Origin of the sequence: Legionella norrlandica, assembly GCF_000770585.1 — a bacterium.
GTDB lineage: Bacteria > Pseudomonadota > Gammaproteobacteria > Legionellales > Legionellaceae > Legionella > Legionella norrlandica.
Genome location: NZ_JNCF01000017.1, coordinates 14,094 through 32,516, shown reverse-complemented (window position 1 = coordinate 32,516; position 18,423 = coordinate 14,094). Strand labels below are relative to the sequence as shown.

Here is an 18,423-nt window from a genome sequence, read left to right as displayed (position 1 = left end):
AACCATGAGTGAAATTATCCTATACACTACTGGTTATTGTCCTTATTGCATAAGGGCAAAAGAATTATTGGATAAAAAAAATGTTCCTATACGGAAATTCGGGTTGATTTACAACCGAATTACGGGAAGAAATGATAGAAAAAAGTGGACGGCGAACCGTCCCTCAGATTTTCATTAATGATCAAGCAATTGGTGGCTGCGATGATTTATATGCCCTGGAAGCACAGGGAAAATTAAACCAACTTTTAAAAAAATAGGAATAATATAAATGACTGAACAATCCCAAAACCTCCAACAAAATGAAGAAGCTCAATTCATGATTCAAAGAATCTATATCAAAGATTTGTCTTATGAGACCCCTAATACCCCCGCTATTTTCCAACAACAATGGGAACCAGAGCTTAAGTTGGATCTCAACACGTCTACTACGCAACTAGAAAAAAACGTTTATGAAGTGGTTCTCACAGTGACAGCAACAGTAATAAATCAAAAAACTACCGCGTTTTTGGTTGAGGTAAAGCAAGCTGGTATCTTCACTATCCAAGGTGCTCCTGCAAATCAACTGGATCATTTACTCAATAGTTTTTGCCCAAATATTCTTTTTCCTTATGCACGTGAAGCAATTACCTCTCAAGTGATTCGCGGAAGTTTCCCTCAACTAGTACTTGCTCCAATTAATTTTGATGCTTTGTATATGCAACAATTGGAAGAAAAGAAAAAAGCTACTGAAACTAAAGACGAGACTATTCCTCACTAAGAAAATGAATAAAAAAAACGCAACCATCCCCTCTCCCCCGACTTCCAGCAGCTTGACCTCAGGATCTAGCGATGTTCATAAGTTTATGGATCCTGAGGTCAAGCCACAGGAAGTCGCCAAAGATCCAAGATATGAGCAGTTACAAAAAAACATAGCTATTCTTGGTGCAGGTTCTTGGGGCACTGCGGTTGCAATTCATTTAGCCCAAGCAGGGCATAAAACTTTACTATGGAGCCATAATCCACAGCATGTTGACCTAATGTTGGAGCAACATGCTAATCCTACTTATCTTCCTGGTATCTCTTTTCCAGAAAATTTGATTCCATCTGATGATTTAAACCTATGTGTGCAAACAGCAGATTACGTCATCATCGCTGTACCATCGCATGCCTTCTCGGAATTAATTAATAAAATTCCCAAACCAATCCAGGGACTTACCTGGCTTACTAAAGGCGTTGATCCTCAAAGCCATCATTTATTAAGTGAATTAGTTGCAAAGCAATTTGGTTCTAAATTTCCTGTCGCTGTCGTTTCAGGACCTTCCTTTGCAAAAGAAGTCGCTCATTTTTTACCGACAGCACTGACCCTAGCTGGCAACAATATACGCTATCAAAAAAGCATACATAAATTATTTCATCACAACAACATTCGTGTTTATTTAAGTGATGATTTAATTGGGGTGCAATTATGTGGAGCAGTTAAAAACATCTTGGCAATAGCCTGTGGAATAAGTGACGGTCTAGGGTATGGCGCCAATGCCAAAGCCGCCCTTATTACTCGAGGGCTTGCTGAAATGAGCCGTTTGGGGCTTAGCTTGGGAGCCAAACAAGACACTTTTCTAGGTTTAGCTGGTGTAGGAGATCTGGTATTAACTTGCACGGATGATCAATCGCGTAACCGTCGCTTTGGATTGCTCCTAGGGCGCAATATACCTATTCAAGAAGCCGAACATCAAATCGGCCAAGTCGTTGAAGGGAAGCACAATGCCGCACAAATTTGCGCCATAGCCAACAAAAACAACATAGAAATGCCAATTTGCGAGCAGATTAATGCGCTTTTACATGGTACCATTAATGCCAAGCAAGCAGTTAATAATCTGATGAGTAGACCAGCTAAAGAAGAATAGACCTCACCCCAAAGTCTTACTTAACCCTATGGGGCGATCAAGTGTCTTAGGAAACTCAAGCCTTGGCATCAATCAATTCAATGTCACTTAAATTCAACTGCTCCCCTAAGAATATCTCTCCTACTTTTTGAAATCGGTTAATAGAATCTGTAACCAAATAATGGACTTTAGGAGCAACAGCCAAATTGTCATTGTATAAATTCTGCGCCTGCAACAAATTATAAAGAGAAACAGCGGTAGCCTGAGCCGAATCTACTATAGATACACCTTCAGGCAACAAAGTGGATAGGAGAGGCTTGAATACAGGGAAATGAGTACATCCCAATAAAACAGCATCTTCATCAGAAAAATCATCGAGATAATGCTTTAATGCCTCACGAGCAACAGAATTATTCACCATCCCTTCTTCTGCTAAAGCCACTAAAACGCTGCAAGCCCTGCTGCTCACCACTGCTTGAGGTAAGGTCTTCATTATTAAATCATGGTATGCTTTAGAAGCAATGGTTGTTTCTGTTGCTAAAACAGCAATGCGATGATTTTTGGTCGCGGAGACTGCAGCCGCTGCTCCAGGAGCCACGACTCCCAAAACAGGGATATCCGTTAAAATACTCTGTAAATGAGGCAATGCCGCTGTCGTTGCGGTATTACATGCAATAACCAAGGCCTTAATTTGACGTTCAACCAAAACCTTTGCCATTTGCATAGCATATTGCTTTACAGTATCTGGACTTTTTGTCCCATAAGGGAGGCGGGCAGTATCTCCTAAATAAACAAAAGACTCCCGGGGCAATTTATCACGCAACGCCCTTAAAACCGTTAATCCCCCCATACCTGAATCAAACACACCAATTGCCAATTCCCTATTAGAGCTCAATTTATTACTCCTTAATTATTATTTAACTACTCATCCCCTTTCTTGGAGTTTCGCTGGGGGCTGGCCCTTCTTTCTTAATAGTTTTTTGAGTAGTCTCACGTACTTTATTTAATTGCTTTTTATATTCACTTTGATCACTTGAAGAGGTTTGTTTTATCACCTGGGAATCCACCTCTGTTCTTTTCTTTAAACCGCCAAATTTTTCATCAACCATTGCTTTGTAGTCTTCTTTTTTGTTATGGACGATATCATAGGTTGATGTTTGCTTTTTATTAGTAAAGACCTGACTATAAAAAGAATTTTTATTAAATGTTCCAAACCATCCTGTCCCCAACAGCCCTTTTATATTGTCTGGATTAAATTCAGCAGAATGCACTTTAATAGCATTACGGTCAAACTTCATTTTTGGATTATTTTTACCAAGAATGACCAAGGCGGTATATAGAAATTGTAATTCCTCTGCATTGTCACCACGTAATCTGATAGGCTTGGCCTTCGTTGGCGGTCCATCACGTTTTGCCAGCATATCAGCTGCTGCAGCCATATAAAAATTCACTTTGGCTTCTAAAGGCGCATCTTGACCTGGGACAGGCGGTACTCGGGTAGGAGATTGCACAATTTCGAATTTATTACCCTCAGCATTATGGGTGTATCGAGCAATGGTTTCAACAGGTGTCCCAGACTGAGGTTTTGTCTTATGAGACACATCAACAACTACCATGCTACCTTCCGGTACTTTCTCGCCAAGGAGAAAACTTTCCAAGGTTCCTTCCTTAGAATCGAAATCAACTGTCGTGTTATTTTTTAAAGCTGGATTAGGCACACGTGGAATAGGCGGTATTCTATCAGGAGTAACGATTTGACGATTGATACCTTTCGTCTCATAATAGTACGTTTTCTCGCCTTTGGCAGCAGAATTTACCGCCTCTAATATTTGCCCTAAATTTTTCTGGTCCCTTCATAAAATTTCAGATCTTCCCTGACAGCTTTTAATTCCGTGCTTAACTGTGTACGTAATTGTTTAATTTCAGTTTTTTGTTGTTCCGTTAATGAGGCTTTAAATTCATTATCATTAGGCAAACTTGCCAAATGTCCCTCCAGAGCAATCACTTGACGCCTTAATTGATCTATATCAAGAGCCACCTCACTAGCCATCCTTTCATATCTTCCTTTCATTTTAATCGCATTAGATTTGGCGGTGCCTTGGAAGGTTGGATTGTATAAATGGACAGGATCTGCTTCATTTATAAGTTTAAATTTATCTTTGTTATCGGTTATTGGTTTATGGAGCCTTGGATTCCTTCTAAACCAGCCTTCACTTCATTAACAGCTCTAGTAACATTCTCTGCCTTTGGACTCACAAACTGTGCTCGTCTTGCAACATTTTTCATCTCATCAAATAAGCCAGGAGTTATTTCCCTTGTCAAATGATCTTTTAATTTCATTTGCTCTGGGGTTAAAGGAGAGTTAGGCGGATTAGGGGTTATCAATTTATCGATAAGATTTTTAGCAGAATCACTATTAACGATTTTATTTAAAAGGCTAAATGTAATGCTATTACTACTTCCAGATAAAGCGGTTTTATCCAATGGATATGGTTTGTCTAGTTTCAGAAAAACAGCCAGGATTGGTCTATAACGTTTATATTTCTCATTAGAATATTCATCCATTAACTTTTCATTACATTGATGCTGACTTCCGATCTTTTTGGTTGCCGTATCTGCCGCAGTACTAATGAAATCAGATCCATTGCTATTCAAATTAAACGCTTTATAAAATTCTTCTCTATCTACAACCCCTGATTGGGCTTTAATCTTGTCAATTAAAGATTTATACTCTCCTACATCAGTAAATGTATTTGGATGATCGCTCGCTTTGATCTCGAGCAATGCGCTATTGATTTCTTTTACTTGATCACCAGATAAAGTGATGTCTGGCTTGAAATTGGCTAAAATTCTGGCTATTTCAGCATTATGGATATCCCTGAAGGCAGCCAATCTGGTATTTTCCTTAACCAATTCATCAATTCCATGAGCATCTTTTCCTAAATAATGCTCCGCTATATGTTTTTCTGTAGCATTTAAAACATTACGTATTTGTCCTGATTTATTTAGAATAATTTCTCTTTGTTTCTCTATTGGAAGTTGATTAAATACAGAAAATAGTTTTGGATGAGCAGTAACACCTAATCGAGATTCATTAGCCACTTGAAGCTCAAGATGACGTGAGCGAACCCACTGTTTGATGTCTTTAAAATCCGATTCCCTCACCCAGTCTGCTGGAGTAATTCTCAGTGTGCCAAGTGCCTCCCTAAATTTTCCCAGATTTGGAGCGCCATCTAATGCCTTTAGCTGATTTGGATCAGCCATACGATTTATAAAGTTTTGCAGCATTACTTTTTTAAGGGAACCTAAATTGTCTTTTGTGACGGAATGATCGATGTAGTTATGGTTTCCCATCAACCCTTTTAATAGGCTTCTTAATGCCTCTTCATTTTGAGCAGTCAGGGCAGGAAGCAAGTCGCGTTTTTCGGAGAGTAAGGCCTCTTGTAGATATCTGGCACCTAATATTCCTCTTGCCCTATTTAAATCACTTTCAGGTAAATAAGTCTTGTAAGGCTCATCCAAACTTGCTTTAAAAGTATTATCATCACCCTCCAACCCCGCTTTTTTGGCTAATAGTGCGTCTTTGGAGAGCGATTGCACGTACCCCTCGAACCCCGTTTGAGCAGCGTTTTGTCTTAATTCTTCAATACGTTCCTCAAGAACCCCTTTTACAGCATCACTCAAAGGGAAGGACAACACACCACTTGCTCCTGGGGGCAAACCCAAGGCATTTGCCGCACTTTTTAATGTTTGTTCATTTCCGGCTTTACATAAATTATCCAATAATTGGTCATTCCTCGACCGATTAATGAATTTAAGTAATAAGGTATCCTGGGCGTATTCTTTAATTCTCTTCATAGCCTCATCAGGTAAAACATTTGTGGATTTATTGATTGCTACGGGGGGAATTGTGAGAGTATGTTCATCCTCGACCCAACCAGGTACGTTATCTTGGCTAAAATTACCAAGCTCAGGTTTCTTTGACGCTAAGTAGGCTCTACACTGATCTGGATTATTCTTCAAAATAGCAATGAGGACAGAGTCATCTGAACTGGCTAATCCAAGTTTGACACGCTCTTCAGCAGCCAATTGATGCAGTTTTTTAAAAGAATATTCCCCTTCTACCCGAGAATTCAAGAAGTCATCGGAGTCCGCTTTGTCCTCCATTAATTCAGCATCTCGCGTATTCCAAAATTCATTATTAATAATGGCTTGCCGAAAAGCAGCATGATCTGAAGGATCAGCTTTCAATATATCATCTAAAATTCTTAAAGTGCCTCTTCTAAGGTCATGATTATCTGGTGCTGACAGGGTATCTTTTATTGCCCTTTTCAATACATGAAACAATTGTTCGTTCTTAGCCATACAGATCTACTCCTCGAGAACTATTATGTATTCATTTTAAGCTAAAAATCTTAAGTTATCCTTAAATTTTGTCGATAATATTTACAAACTGCGCAACCAGATAGAAATTTAAGCTATATAAGAAAAGTATAGCAAGGATAGGCCAATAACATGAGAATAAAAATAATTCCTTTTGGATTGAGTGTGTTGGACCTCCGTGAATACCCAACATACTGTGTTTTCATGCCCTTTTCGAATGAATTTAAACCAATAAAAACCGGAAGTTCTTTTGTATTTCATTCAAATCAAACTGGTTTAAATAAAGCGAAAAACTCATCCATGCACTTAAAGCAGCCAAATCCTGAAAAGGCGCTGGCAAATAGAGTGGATCAGTTAGAATTCCTCTTTCTTTTAACTCGCCTAAAAGTGGTAAATCGTCCAAAACCAATTTGCCGGTGAATAATAAAGGGATGGTATCTACCCTTTTTTGACCGATAGCGAAACGAATATAATTGTAAATTAAGACAAAACCCTTGGCATAGGACAAATCTTTGGTAAATGGTCCTCCCGTTGGCGTACTTCCTCTAAAAATACGAACCGTTTGTTTATAACTGTCCTCCTCTGAGAAGCCACATTCCAGAAAATAACGATAAATGTCAATGAAATCGGCACCTTGAGTGACTTTATCCAAAGCAATAACCCGGTTCGTAATTTTCAACAACCGATCAGGATAAGAAGAGAACGTAACTACTTCGGTGATCACTGCTAATCCCTCTTGAATCACACTACTGGAAGGAGATCCTTTCGAAAGAAAAAAACAGTTAGGTTGCATGGAGCCATTAAGAGTTGTACCGACATGCACCCATCCTTCATGTACCTCCAAATAGCGTAAATCCCTATCGCTAAACATCGCATTTTGACTTAACTTAATGCTGTCCGCACCAGCCGATGCATCTGCTACCATGTCATCACTCACCATGACAGTCACTCGGCCAGGGTGCTTATCAAAAAACTTTCCTAAACGCTCCTGTAAAATTTCCTGCGCCTGGATGGGGGTATACCGCTTTATATCCGCTTCTGATTGCAGCTGAACTTTTAGAGTGGTCAGTACATCAAATAATAAAGACCCCATTTCACACATACGCGGCCCACCCACATAAAAAACATCATCCGGCTGCCGTACAATTCCATCGCCATTTCGCTAAACGAAGGGGTACCTCTTAGAGATAACATTTGTGCCGTACGGCTATACTCTTCGCATTGGCGCCTGATTAGCCTTGTCACCGTAGAGTATTGTCCTAATTGATTTTGAGCATCGCGCAAAATAATACGAAATTCTTCCTGTTTATCTTTTACTTTAAAAGGCAATGGCTTGCTGTCGTAATAGGCTTTATCAACCAAAGGCAACTTCTTCGCCTTGGATTTAAAAAATTCCTGCTTTATCGATTCATCCCATTTAATGCTATCGAGAATCCTAATTTGGCGTTGCGCTTCCACAAGACGTTGAGACAACTCTTGTATTATTGACAACTCTTCTGATTCTGATGGCGTCATGATGAATCCTTATCAAGTTGTTATATCTTCCACTGGAGGCGCTATACTCACCCGTGCATCCTGCGTTTGCGGGGGTAGATCATAAAAATTACTAATGTTGGCACTGGTTAAGGGAGATGGAACTACCAATACATCACCATTACGGCTTTTTAAATATAAATTTTCCCCATTACTGGCGTAGCGAGAGTTACATGACGATAATGCCAGTGCCGCTAAAACTACAAAACTCAATTTTTTCACAACTATCCCCAATTAAAGCAACTTTAAATTTTTAAGTATTTTTTCCAAAGCCTGGTGATGGTTCTCAGACAATTCGGTCATAGGCAATCGCAATTCGCCCCCTATCAATCCCATTTTTTTCATAGCCCATTTTACTGGAATTGGATTAGACTCCACAAACATCAGCTCATGTAAAGGCATCAATTGTTCATGAATACGCAAACATCCGGCCTGATCACTATCTATTGCCAAGTCACACATTTTTGCCATTAATTTTGGCGCTGCATTCGCAGTTACAGAAATAACGCCTTTAGCACCCGCTAATAACCACTGCGCAGCTGTCAAATCATCGCCACTATAGACGTCGATACTCCCTTCGCATAAACGCAAAATTTGCTGCAATCTAGTCATCTGTCCTGTTGCTTCCTTAATTCCAATAATATTTGAAATTTTGGCAAGTCTCGCAACTGTTTCAGGTAACAGATCACAGGCAGTTCTTCCAGGAACATTGTATAAAATAATTGGAATCGCTGCTGAATGAGCAATATGACTATAATGCAAATACAATCCTTCTTGAGTAGGTTTGATATAAGCTGGGGTCATGATTAAAGCAGCATGCACCCCACATTCCATGGCTTGTTGAGTGAGCTCTAGGCAATCCTTGGTGGCATTCATGGCAGTGCCGGCAATAACAGGCACTCTCTCTTTCGCTTGCTCAACCACTGTTTTAATAACCAGAAGTTTTTCACTATGTGATAAAGTACCAGACTCCCCAGTTGTTCCAGCAGCAACCAATGCGTGAGTTCCACTCGCGATATGAAACTCTACTAACTCTCGTAACTGATGAACATCTACTTGGTCATCCTTAAAGGGGGTTACTAAGGCTACTATACTTCCTCTAAACATATTATCCTCAATAATTAATGCTCATAACTAACATATTACTGGAAAACTGATGTGAGAGTAAATTTTTAAATAACACTTTAAGTTTTTCTTACAAAATTATTGACTCTTTGTACCTCCTTACTGGAGCCAGCTTTAACTCAATTAGAATGGCACTTCTATTAATTGTTATTTGAGTACAAGATATAATTTGATTATTTTTTATACATTTTTTATTAATTTTGTACTATCATTGATATGAAGATGGAAAACTACAAAAGGAAATTTACTATGAAAAAAATTATCGCAATATTGTTTTTCATAGGGATGTCAACCACTATGATGTTGGGTTGTACCAATACCCAAGTTGGAACAGCGGTAGGAGCTGCAGCAGGCGCTGGGATAGGTTATGGCGTTTCTGGCGGCACGGCATTAGGAACTGCAATTGGTGCAGGTGCTGGCGCATTAGTAGGCGGTGCCATTGGCCAAGAGCAAGACAGGCGTGAATATTACTACTATGGTGGCTATCCCTATTATTACTACTAATCCGAATTAATTTATATTAAGCGTTCTTTTAAAACCCTGATCATTGTTAGGATCAGGGTTTTATTTATCATGAAAAATCAACTCTGTTCCTTTTAATAAAACAACCAATTAGGGTATGTTGATAATTGCTTCCCAAGATAAAATTTCCTAATGACGTCACTCAGACTATAGAAATAATAACACTCCCTAAGCTACAATTTTAAATATACCAATTCTTTAACAGATTTTTCATGAATGTACCTTTGACTGTCTTGATGGCACAGATTAATCCTACAGTAGGAGCCATCGAATCAAACGCCAATAAAATTATCGATGTCATTAAAAGCCACCAATCCCATCACGATGTTATTATTTTTTCTGAACTGACATTATCTGGCTATCCAGCAGAAGATTTACTTTTTCGCAAGGAATATCACCATAAAATAATGCGGAATCTAAAAAACATTCAGGAGGTCACTAAAGATTGTTATGTGATTGTTGGGCACCCCAAGATGCATAAAGAAGACTGCTACAATAGTTTCAGTATTTTTCATCAAGGCCAAACAATTAAGGAATACCATAAACAAAAACTACCTAACTACGGCGTATTTGATGAAGTGCGGTACTTCACCCCTGGCCCAAAAGATCCTTGTATTATATCAGTTAAAAATTATAAATTAGGAATCTGCATATGCGAAGACTTATGGCAAAAAGGCCCTGTGGACGAATTACTCAAAAATGGCATTTCTGTTTTACTAAGTTTAAATGCCTCGCCGTTTGATTATCAGAAATATTTATTAAGACAAGACCTTCTAGAATCCTATGCCCAACAAGGCGTTTCTATTGTATACGTTAATCAAATAGGTGGTCAGGATGAGTTGCTGTTTGATGGTCAATCTTTGGCAATGGATAACCAAGGTGTTATTCGTGCTCTTGCTCCTGCCTTTGAGGAAAGTTTATGTACGGTACAAATCAGCAATACGAGAGTGACTGGCCCAATCACCCCTTACCTGACTAAAGAAGCATTAATTTACAAGGCATTAGTTTGTGGCACCAGAGATTATGTCAAAAAAAATAATTTTCCTGGCGTATTACTCGGATTGTCAGGAGGCATTGATTCCGCCCTAACCTTGGCCATAGCAGTCGATGCTTTGGGAGCTGAGCAAGTTCATGCCGTTTTAATGCCTTCTCGCTATACTGCTTCAATAAGCAATGAAGATGCTCTGGCACAATTAAAAAATCTTAAAGTAAAACATACTACCATCCCCATTGAGCCAGTGTTTCAATCTATGATAAAAACCCTCCACCCCATTTTTAAAAATTCATCGCCCGATATCACTGAAGAAAATATTCAAGCAAGAATACGTGGAATGCTGCTCATGGCATTATCCAATAAAACAGGGAGAATGGTATTAACCACCAGCAACAAAAGTGAAACTGCCGTAGGCTACGCTACTTTATATGGAGATATGGCGGGTGGTTTTGCAGTCTTAAAAGATGTGCTTAAAACCCAAGTTTATGAATTAGTAAAATATAGGAACGAAATTTCCCCTGTCATTCCTGAGCGCGTTATTACCAGACCTCCTTCGGCCGAATTGAAACCAAACCAAACTGACCAAGACAGCTTGCCAGATTACAGTATATTAGATGCCATTATCATGGCCTACATGGAACAAAATTTGAGTCCTTCCGAAATTATTAATAAAGGATTTGAACCTCAGACAGTTAATAAAGTCATTCAATTAATTAAACGTAACGAATACAAAAGACGCCAGGCGGCACCAGGAATAAAAATTAGTAACCTAGCGTTTGGTAAAGACTGGCGCTACCCTATAACCAATGGTTTTAAATAAATAAATTTTGGCTATAAAAGGCATACTACTCCTTTTATAGCGCTAATAAACGATATCAACTGTGATTTTTAGCCACCATTGCAATAATAATGGCTTATTGTCTTATTCTTATCTTATATAGTGGGGACAGCAGGTTTTAAAGACTCCTCAGTACCCACAATCTTAGCTCTGCTTAAAAAGAAAGTTTCAATATTTCCATATTTTTTAAGATCTAAACGGCAAGGAGTTCGCTCTGGGGATTTATTCTGAGTTATATCCGAATTATTAGAGCCTGCCTGAGAAGATTCTTGGTCTTTTGCGTTCAGCTTTTCTTCTTGCATTTTACTTAATTTACCACTCAAACAACGCTCGATATTTACAAATAAACTCAAGTCTAATTTTTTCGGTGTCGTCACAGAGCTAGTAGAAGTTTGTTCAACCTTTGCATTCTTAAAACCATTAACCAAACATTCTTGTAATTGGGCTTTAAACTCCCCCATACCAATAGACTTGGAAGTATTTACATTTAATAAATGTGCTTTTAATTGAAGAATTTGCTCTTCTCCAAAAGGATAATTTTGAGCGTTTAACCATAAGGCTAAAGAGGGGTAAGAATCCAATGTAATGGGTTGAGCAAAGCCTAATGTATTTATCCACCATAAAGAAAAATCATTAGGTTTCCCTCGCAAAACAAAAGCGGCAGCCAATCCGTTTTGTATCAATTCTTCATTAGTAAGATTAATATTATTTTTAGGATCCAAGGGATTGATAATTAACTGTGTTCTTTCTAAAAACGATTCTCGAGCTTTTAAACATTCCTTTTTAAGCCTTTTTAAACGCAAAGAGCTTATATTTTCTACTTCTTTAACATTATGCTCGATTAGAATTTTCATCAACTCCTCGCCAAGCTCTAGAGCATAAACTTTGCCTGTTGCATCCACCCAAAATAATTTCCAAACATTATTTTTTGAAATCAAACCAAATTGAATATAGTTCTTATTTTCTTCTGCTGATGTCTTTGCTGATTCCAAATTATTCGCAATCAAAACATTATCAACAAATTTCTGTGCACTCTGCTGTGTTATTTTTAGTTCTTGTTTTTGGGCTTCTATCAATTTTTGAGTAGCATGGTATTGGGACATGAACTCATTGATTCTTGTGCCTATTTTCTCTCGGAGTTTCAAAATAATGGGCTGCACTAATTCGCTTTCTAGAAATTTGTAGCCAGGTACTGATTTGATGAGCTCATCAAATAAATAATAATTAAATGATCCATGCTCCCATTCTCCTTTAGCTACTAATAACTTAAACTCCTGTAGGCGCGTATAGGCGTCAGGGAAAGCTTCTATGCTTTTAATAGCCAATTCTATATCTTGCCCTCGTTTTCTTGTGTATTGATAAAACCAACCCTTAAGCCAGGACTCAATGGGTTTGTTATAGCGTGCTTTAGCTGCTTCTATTACCAAAATAAGCTGCTTACATCCTTCTTCCGATTCATCAGCAATTCGATTTAATAGTTTTTCAGAAAACTTATCTAAATTATCAATCACATCAAGTAATTCTTTTCTATTTTTTGGGGGCATATATAACACTCCTTGTTTTTGGCCTAAATTTCATCTTACCCTAATGAGAATTTTATACAACAGCAAAATCATTGACCTAGTCAAATCTCTTGTATAATCTGTATGGTTTGTCTTCGTTTAGATTATCCTAGAAAAAGCACAACAGAAAACTTGCAAATTTAAAGCAAATCGCTAACATGATTCAGTTAAAAAATAATAAAAAAGGGATGTCATGAGAATTACATTACTTACAACAGCTTTATTAGCTAGTGGTATTGCTTCCGCTGCAGTACCTGTCGATGGATGGTATGCCAGTGCGTTTGGTGGTTATACTTACATTCCCCCTAATATATACAATTTTGCTTTCGGGGTATTCCGAGATGAAGTGAAATACAATAATGGTTATAACGTGGGGGGACGAATAGGTTACCAAAGTAATCCCATCCGTTATGAAGCAGAATATACTTATTTAAGAGCAGAAACCAAGCGTTTTAACCTTAATTTCATTACTCAACTGAATGTGACAGGTTTCACATCTGCGAGCCTTATTATGGCCAACATATACTACGATTGTCCTGAAATGTTGCCCGCTATTGCACCATTTTTAGGTCTAGGTATTGGATATGCCAATCTTAAGGCAGAGCTCAACAGCACAGGTCCTTTTGTACCTTCCTATTTTACCACTTCTGATAATGCTTTTGCCTACCAAGGAACCGTTGGTTTGACTTACAATTTCTCAGAAAATTACGCTGCCAACCTGGCTTATCGCTACGTTGCAACTGATAATTCTAGTAATTTCGGAAAAGTCTACCAGGCCCACCTTGCCAGCGTGGGAGCTATTTACCGTTTTGATCAAGGAAATTATAAGTAAGGATACTCTATGAAGCAGTTATTACGACTCACTGTCTTGTCCAGTCTGCTATTAAGCAATTCAACTTTTGCTTTTAACCAACCCCAAGGCTTTTATGTTGGGATATTAGGAGAAATCAGTCACGGACCTTCAGGTGAAGATATAGTATTTCCATATAACGATAGAATATTTACTGGCAATGTAGAATATAGTCCAGTCTCAGGAGGTGGTGGGGCTGTTTTAGGTTATAAAATAAGCCACTACCGTGTTGAAGGAGAAGTTCTTTATAATCGAATTTCAACTGGCCCTTTAACAATAGACGCTTGTACTCTAGAGAGTCCTAATGTTTATACACCAACTGGTGTTTGCCCAGCAGAAATACGGGCAGCTGGATATGGGTTTGATGGTAGCAGCGCCGCTCTTTATGGTTTTTTAAATCTATATTATGATTTTTTCAGTTCCGTACATGAAAGCACGATTGTACCATATATTGGTTTAGGAGGAGGATTAGTCCGTCTTCAGAACAGAGGCGATTTTGTACAAACAACAATTATCAGTTTACCCCCTTCTTTTGGGGTTAGTGATACGAAGGTTACAGGCGCAGGACAAGGTATTATTGGATTAGGGTATTTGATGGACGATTTTGCCTGGCTAGCCATGGATTTTCGTTATATTACAACGAATAGCCTTTCAGACTTCAATAATAAAAAATATTCACTGAGTACTCTCAATGTTGGTGTTAACTTTACTTTTGATAAAGGAGCCTCTTGATCTGTACTGAACCTATTCAAGATACTGAACGATTAATGGCGTCAACTTAAGGAAATCCAAGTAATAGAAAAGCTAACTCTAAGTCAGTTATGACATTTATGCACAAAATTTGCGCTTTATGATAAATTTTATAGTATAATTCCATTGTTCACCCATACTCTGGAGTCTAAAATGTCATTTAAAGAGCTATCTGATAAAACACTAATGGATAGTGTAAATAAGTTAAAAGACGGCATTAATTGCTTTAGGATGCCTTTTACTGTGTTTTATTCCATACATAGTAAAAGCAAACAACTGCAGATGAAAAAGGAATATAAACCAACAGATGGCATAGGCTTATACACGGAAGTTATAAAAACAATAAAAGGAAATTCTGATGCCATACGTTTGGTCAATCAAAAAATGCGCGATAATGGTTTTTGGGGACAACATTATGATAACGATGAAGCGTCGTTAAAACTTCATCTGAGCCTCAATAACATTGGTGATCTCGATGAAAAGACTATTTTCGAATTAGTAAAGTTTCTCGCAGATGAGGCGGATTCTCCTGACAATGACTTTAGTTTTCATTTTAAAATTATTGAACCTGCTCAGCACTCTAGTGCACGTTTTAAAGATACTGATCAGATAACCATTTATTTTGATAAATATTCCTCTACAGGAGATATGGTTAAACTAACAGAAAAAATTGATACATTTCTGAAAAAGAAAGGACTAAAAGAAAACACAATTAAACTAGGGCCTAAAGATAGTTTCGGATTTAATTCTTTTGTTTCTGCACGATTCGATACCAATAAACTTCTTTCAGAATATGATGTTTATCCTTTCTTTGATCTTGAGCTGGAAAAATTTTTTAAAAAACATCAACCTGAAGAATTAAAAAAAATCCCTTTATGTGCTTTAGAGGCTGTTTTTTGTAGAGTAATGCTATCCAAGCAAATTACAAAACTAAAAAATGACAATTTACAGGACTTACTCCCAAGGATAGTGAACTCGTACAACTGGAATTTGAAAAGATGTTAGCGAACCCCAAAGAATATATTCGTTCTGCCACTGAAAATTGGGAAAATAAGCATGAGGAACAAACAAAGAAAGTAGAGGAGCAAATCAAAATACTCTTTGAAAGTATAAGAAACCTTAAATTTGATTTTAGTGACTGCAAGTCTTTATCCGATCTCGATAAAAAAATTAAAATTGAGCAAGAACACCTTGATAAACAAATGCAGTCAATTAATACCCATCAAAAACAAATTGATTTTTTTGACTCTTCTATCACAGAAGGTATTGCACTTTTACTCAAAGAAAAAGAGAAAGAATTGCTAAATGAAGCAAATAAACAGAGAAATCACCTCGCATCTAAAGCAGAGGAGCAAATCAAAATACTCTACGAAAGTATAAGAAACATTAAATTTGATTTTAGTGACTGCAAATCTTTATCGGCTCTCGATAAAAAAATTCAAATTGAGCAAGAGCACCTAGGTAAACAAATGCAGTCAATTAATACCCATCAAAAACAAATTGATGTTATTAACTCTTCTGTCACAGAAGATATTCCACTTTTATTCATACAAAAAGAGAAAGAATTGCTAGAGGAAGCAAATAAACAGAGAAATCACCTCGTATCTCAAGTACAGGAGCAATTCAAAATACTCTTCGAAAGTATAAGGAACATTAAATTTGATTTTAGTGACTGCAAGTCTTTATCCGCTCTCGATAAAAAAATTAAAATTGAGCAAGAGCACCTGGATAAACAAATGCAGTCAATTAATACCCATCAAAAACAAATTGATGTTATTGGCACTGCTGTCACAGAAGGTATTGCACGTTTACTCAAACAAAAAGAGAAAGAATTGCTAAATGAAGCAAATAAACAGAAAAATCACCTCGCATCTTTCGTTATTAAAGAAGATTTGAATAAAAATCCAAAAATTATTAAATTGAGAATAGCTCTTGATGAGTTAGAAAAATATGGTGAAAATTTAAAGTCCAACAAAGCAGACCTTTTAGCTATACAAAAATCTAATGCGGCGCTTGATTTGGCAAAAAACTTAAAGGAACAATTAGAGAAATTTATAGAAAATGGCGATTATACAGAAAAAACCTATGCAGCCTTTGACAAACAATTTAAAGAAACACTGGCTGATAAAAAAACCCAAGACTTATTAAAAACGCATCGTAACTTTCAAAAGGTTATCGTCGCCAATATCTTAATTGCATTAACGATGGTTGGTGCATTATTCGTTGTTGGACAATTGGCATATTCCTATGCTACCACCAAGAAAGCTACAGGTTTTTTTGCCCGTACGCATGGCGAACGACATTTGGAACAAATTGAAGAACAAGCCTATAATTTAAATTTAACCAATAAAAGTGGTGGTTAAGTGAAATTGTAATCGTACCCTGAGTCTTGATGAAATGCCTGAATTGTAATAGGTCACCCTAATAAACTTCAAAGAAGTTTATTAGGGTGACCTATTACTTTACGCTCCTTTGCGGCTCCTGCCATAAGGTTATGAATAAAACCATCACCATTGGTCCTAGGAATAAACCTAACAATCCCAGCGTTTCTACTCCACCCAAGATACCAAATAAGACCGCTAGAAAAGGCAATTGTATCGCACCACCTATAAGGACTGGTTTTACAAAATGATCAGCAACAAACATAACCAGTGTTCCCCATATCAAAACAATGACACCCCCAACCAAACTGCCAATAGAAAGCAATATTAAGGCGACTATGACGAAAACTACAGGAACAACAAAGGGTATCATTGCGGCTAAAGCGGTAATAAATCCAGCTAAAGTAGGGGCGGGAAAATCAACCAGAACATAGCACCCCCCCATTAATATACCGACTCCGATACCAACCACAATTGTTCCATTCACTGTCCCCCGTAAGGCACTGGGAAGCCTGTCTGAGTATCGGAACCATCTCTCACCTAAACAATATTCGCCTATATGCTGAATTTGTAATAATAATTGGTCGCCATCCCGGTAGAAGAAAAATAAAGTTAGGAGAGTAAAGCCCAATTGAAAACTACGATGAGCTAAATTAAACCCAATTTGCTTAATGTAATAACTGGTTGATGTTAAAGTAATATGCAAATTAGACAAGAACTCCCTAATATTCCCTGGTCTACCAATATTTTCATCCCAATATTTGATTAGATCATCACTAATAAACGGGATATCTTTAAAAAAAGCAGGCGCAGCTCCTCCATCTTTATTCACATGCTGCAAAAAATTAATAAATAATTGCGACTCTTTAATTAAGATTCCAATCAACCAGCTTAAGGGGATAAGGAATAATAACCCCATGAGAGTGGTAAATAAAAAAGCAGATGTGTTGTGTCTATTGCCAAATAATTTACGCCATCTAATGTAGAGAGGGTAAGTTGCAATTACAATAATGGCAGCCCAAATTATGGATGGAATGAATTTGTGAACGATATAAAGTGAGAAAACAATTATACCAACAGTAAGCCCTATGCTAATCAGTTCTTTATGATTTTCATTCATCAAGCAAGGCTCCAGGCTAAAATTTGTAAAATGCACCAAGCGGGCACAGCCGCCAAAATATCATCCAACATAATTCCAAAACCACCTTGAATTCGCTGATCTATGATACGTATTGGTTGTGGCTTCCAAATATCAAAGAGGCGAAATAAAATAAATCCCGTTAACATCCATACGATTCCTTTAGGTACTAAAAACATAGTCAGTAAATAACCAACTACTTCATCCCACACTACCCCTTTATAATCATGGATACCCAAATCGCGAGAGACTTTATCACTTACCCACACTCCCAGTATAAAGGCTAAAATAACCCCTAATAAATAAACACTCCAATGGGCATTTATGATTAACAAATAAAGTGGCACTGCGGCTAGAGTTCCCCAAGTACCTGGAGCAACTGACATCAAACCGCTTCCAAAACCAAAAGCAACAAAATAAACTGGATCTTGCCATACTCTATTTGCTAAATTTGCTTGATTCATATTCGTTCCTCAAAATGCCCC

17 protein-coding genes and 2 pseudogenes are annotated in these 18,423 nt (G+C 37.6%); 9 read left to right on the top strand and 10 right to left on the bottom strand.

The window, feature by feature from the left end; translation table 11 throughout:
* Nucleotides 1-4: 4 nt before the first annotated feature.
* The 3 genes and pseudogenes from grxC (at nt 5) to OK13_RS06065 (ending at nt 1,883) form a co-directional block, all read left to right on the top strand.
* Nucleotides 5-257, top strand: a pseudogene (gene grxC / locus OK13_RS06075) (glutaredoxin 3).
* Nucleotides 258-268: 11 nt separating this feature from the next.
* Complete coding sequence (secB, locus tag OK13_RS06070; protein ID WP_035888892.1) at nt 269-757, top strand: protein-export chaperone SecB; 489 nt, start codon at nt 269-271, stop codon at nt 755-757.
* 85 nt (nt 758-842) lie between these two features.
* Nucleotides 843-1,883: an NAD(P)H-dependent glycerol-3-phosphate dehydrogenase gene (locus OK13_RS06065; protein ID WP_052117594.1), complete on the top strand. Its 1,041-nt coding sequence runs from the start codon at nt 843-845 to the stop codon at nt 1,881-1,883.
* 55 nt (nt 1,884-1,938) lie between these two features.
* Here OK13_RS06065 and murI read toward each other — a convergent pair whose 3' ends face one another.
* The 7 genes and pseudogenes from murI to dapA form a co-directional block, all read right to left on the bottom strand.
* A complete protein-coding gene (gene murI / locus OK13_RS06060; protein WP_035888890.1) occupies nt 1,939-2,757 on the bottom strand; it encodes a glutamate racemase in 819 nt (272 codons plus the stop codon).
* 22 nt (nt 2,758-2,779) lie between these two features.
* Nucleotides 2,780-3,520, bottom strand: coding sequence for a hypothetical protein (locus OK13_RS15230; RefSeq protein ID WP_241480451.1), 741 nt, complete (start codon nt 3,518-3,520; stop codon nt 2,780-2,782).
* A 176-nt stretch (nt 3,521-3,696) separates the two neighbouring features.
* On the bottom strand, nt 3,697-3,933 hold the full coding sequence (locus OK13_RS15225) for a hypothetical protein (RefSeq protein ID WP_241480450.1): 237 nt from the start codon (nt 3,931-3,933) through the stop codon (nt 3,697-3,699).
* A 98-nt stretch (nt 3,934-4,031) separates the two neighbouring features.
* Entirely contained in the window at nt 4,032-6,227 is a 2,196-nt protein-coding gene (locus tag OK13_RS15220) for a hypothetical protein (protein WP_241480449.1), read from the bottom strand.
* A 241-nt stretch (nt 6,228-6,468) separates the two neighbouring features.
* A pseudogene (locus OK13_RS06050) lies at nt 6,469-7,760 on the bottom strand (flavohemoglobin expression-modulating QEGLA motif protein).
* Nucleotides 7,761-7,772: 12 nt separating this feature from the next.
* On the bottom strand, nt 7,773-8,000 hold the full coding sequence (locus OK13_RS06045; protein ID WP_035888888.1) for a hypothetical protein: 228 nt from the start codon (nt 7,998-8,000) through the stop codon (nt 7,773-7,775).
* A gap of 12 nt (nt 8,001-8,012) precedes the next feature.
* Nucleotides 8,013-8,885, bottom strand: coding sequence for a 4-hydroxy-tetrahydrodipicolinate synthase (gene dapA / locus OK13_RS06040; protein ID WP_035888886.1), 873 nt, complete (start codon nt 8,883-8,885; stop codon nt 8,013-8,015).
* Between the two features lie 267 nt (nt 8,886-9,152).
* Here dapA and OK13_RS06035 point away from each other — a divergent pair, with 267 nt between their 5' ends.
* Nucleotides 9,153-9,407: a glycine zipper domain-containing protein gene (locus tag OK13_RS06035; RefSeq protein WP_035888883.1), complete on the top strand. Its 255-nt coding sequence runs from the start codon at nt 9,153-9,155 to the stop codon at nt 9,405-9,407.
* A 230-nt stretch (nt 9,408-9,637) separates the two neighbouring features.
* The gene (locus OK13_RS06030; RefSeq protein ID WP_035888881.1) at nt 9,638-11,239 is read left to right on the top strand and encodes an NAD+ synthase; all 1,602 of its coding nucleotides are present in this window, start codon (nt 9,638-9,640) and stop codon (nt 11,237-11,239) included.
* A 113-nt stretch (nt 11,240-11,352) separates the two neighbouring features.
* Here the strand turns inward: OK13_RS06030 and OK13_RS06025 are convergent, their stop codons facing one another.
* A complete protein-coding gene (locus OK13_RS06025) occupies nt 11,353-12,801 on the bottom strand; it encodes a hypothetical protein (protein ID WP_035888879.1) in 1,449 nt (482 codons plus the stop codon).
* A 211-nt stretch (nt 12,802-13,012) separates the two neighbouring features.
* Between OK13_RS06025 and OK13_RS06020 the strand changes: the two genes are divergently transcribed.
* The 4 genes from OK13_RS06020 (at nt 13,013) to OK13_RS13890 (ending at nt 16,782) form a co-directional block, all read left to right on the top strand.
* Nucleotides 13,013-13,651: an outer membrane protein gene (locus tag OK13_RS06020; protein ID WP_035888877.1), complete on the top strand. Its 639-nt coding sequence runs from the start codon at nt 13,013-13,015 to the stop codon at nt 13,649-13,651.
* A 9-nt stretch (nt 13,652-13,660) separates the two neighbouring features.
* On the top strand, nt 13,661-14,401 hold the full coding sequence (locus OK13_RS06015; protein ID WP_035888874.1) for an outer membrane beta-barrel protein: 741 nt from the start codon (nt 13,661-13,663) through the stop codon (nt 14,399-14,401).
* A gap of 171 nt (nt 14,402-14,572) precedes the next feature.
* Entirely contained in the window at nt 14,573-15,424 is an 852-nt protein-coding gene (locus OK13_RS06010) for a hypothetical protein (RefSeq protein WP_052117588.1), read from the top strand.
* Nucleotides 15,418-16,782 (top strand): hypothetical protein, encoded by a 1,365-nt coding sequence (locus OK13_RS13890; protein ID WP_052117587.1) that lies wholly within the window; start codon nt 15,418-15,420, stop codon nt 16,780-16,782. The genes OK13_RS06010 and OK13_RS13890 overlap by 7 nt, the downstream gene beginning before the upstream one ends.
* A 94-nt stretch (nt 16,783-16,876) precedes the next feature.
* On the opposite strand, the gene OK13_RS06005 is transcribed toward OK13_RS13890, so the two are convergent.
* Together OK13_RS06005 and OK13_RS06000 are read right to left on the bottom strand one after the other, a co-directional pair.
* Nucleotides 16,877-17,920 (bottom strand): AI-2E family transporter, encoded by a 1,044-nt coding sequence (locus OK13_RS06005; RefSeq protein WP_035888872.1) that lies wholly within the window; start codon nt 17,918-17,920, stop codon nt 16,877-16,879.
* Nucleotides 17,920-18,402 carry a phosphatidylglycerophosphatase A family protein gene (locus OK13_RS06000; protein ID WP_035888871.1) on the bottom strand — a complete coding sequence of 161 codons (483 nt, stop codon included), beginning with the start codon at nt 18,400-18,402 and terminating at the stop codon, nt 17,920-17,922. The genes OK13_RS06005 and OK13_RS06000 overlap by 1 nt, the downstream gene beginning before the upstream one ends.
* Nucleotides 18,403-18,423 lie beyond the last annotated feature (21 nt).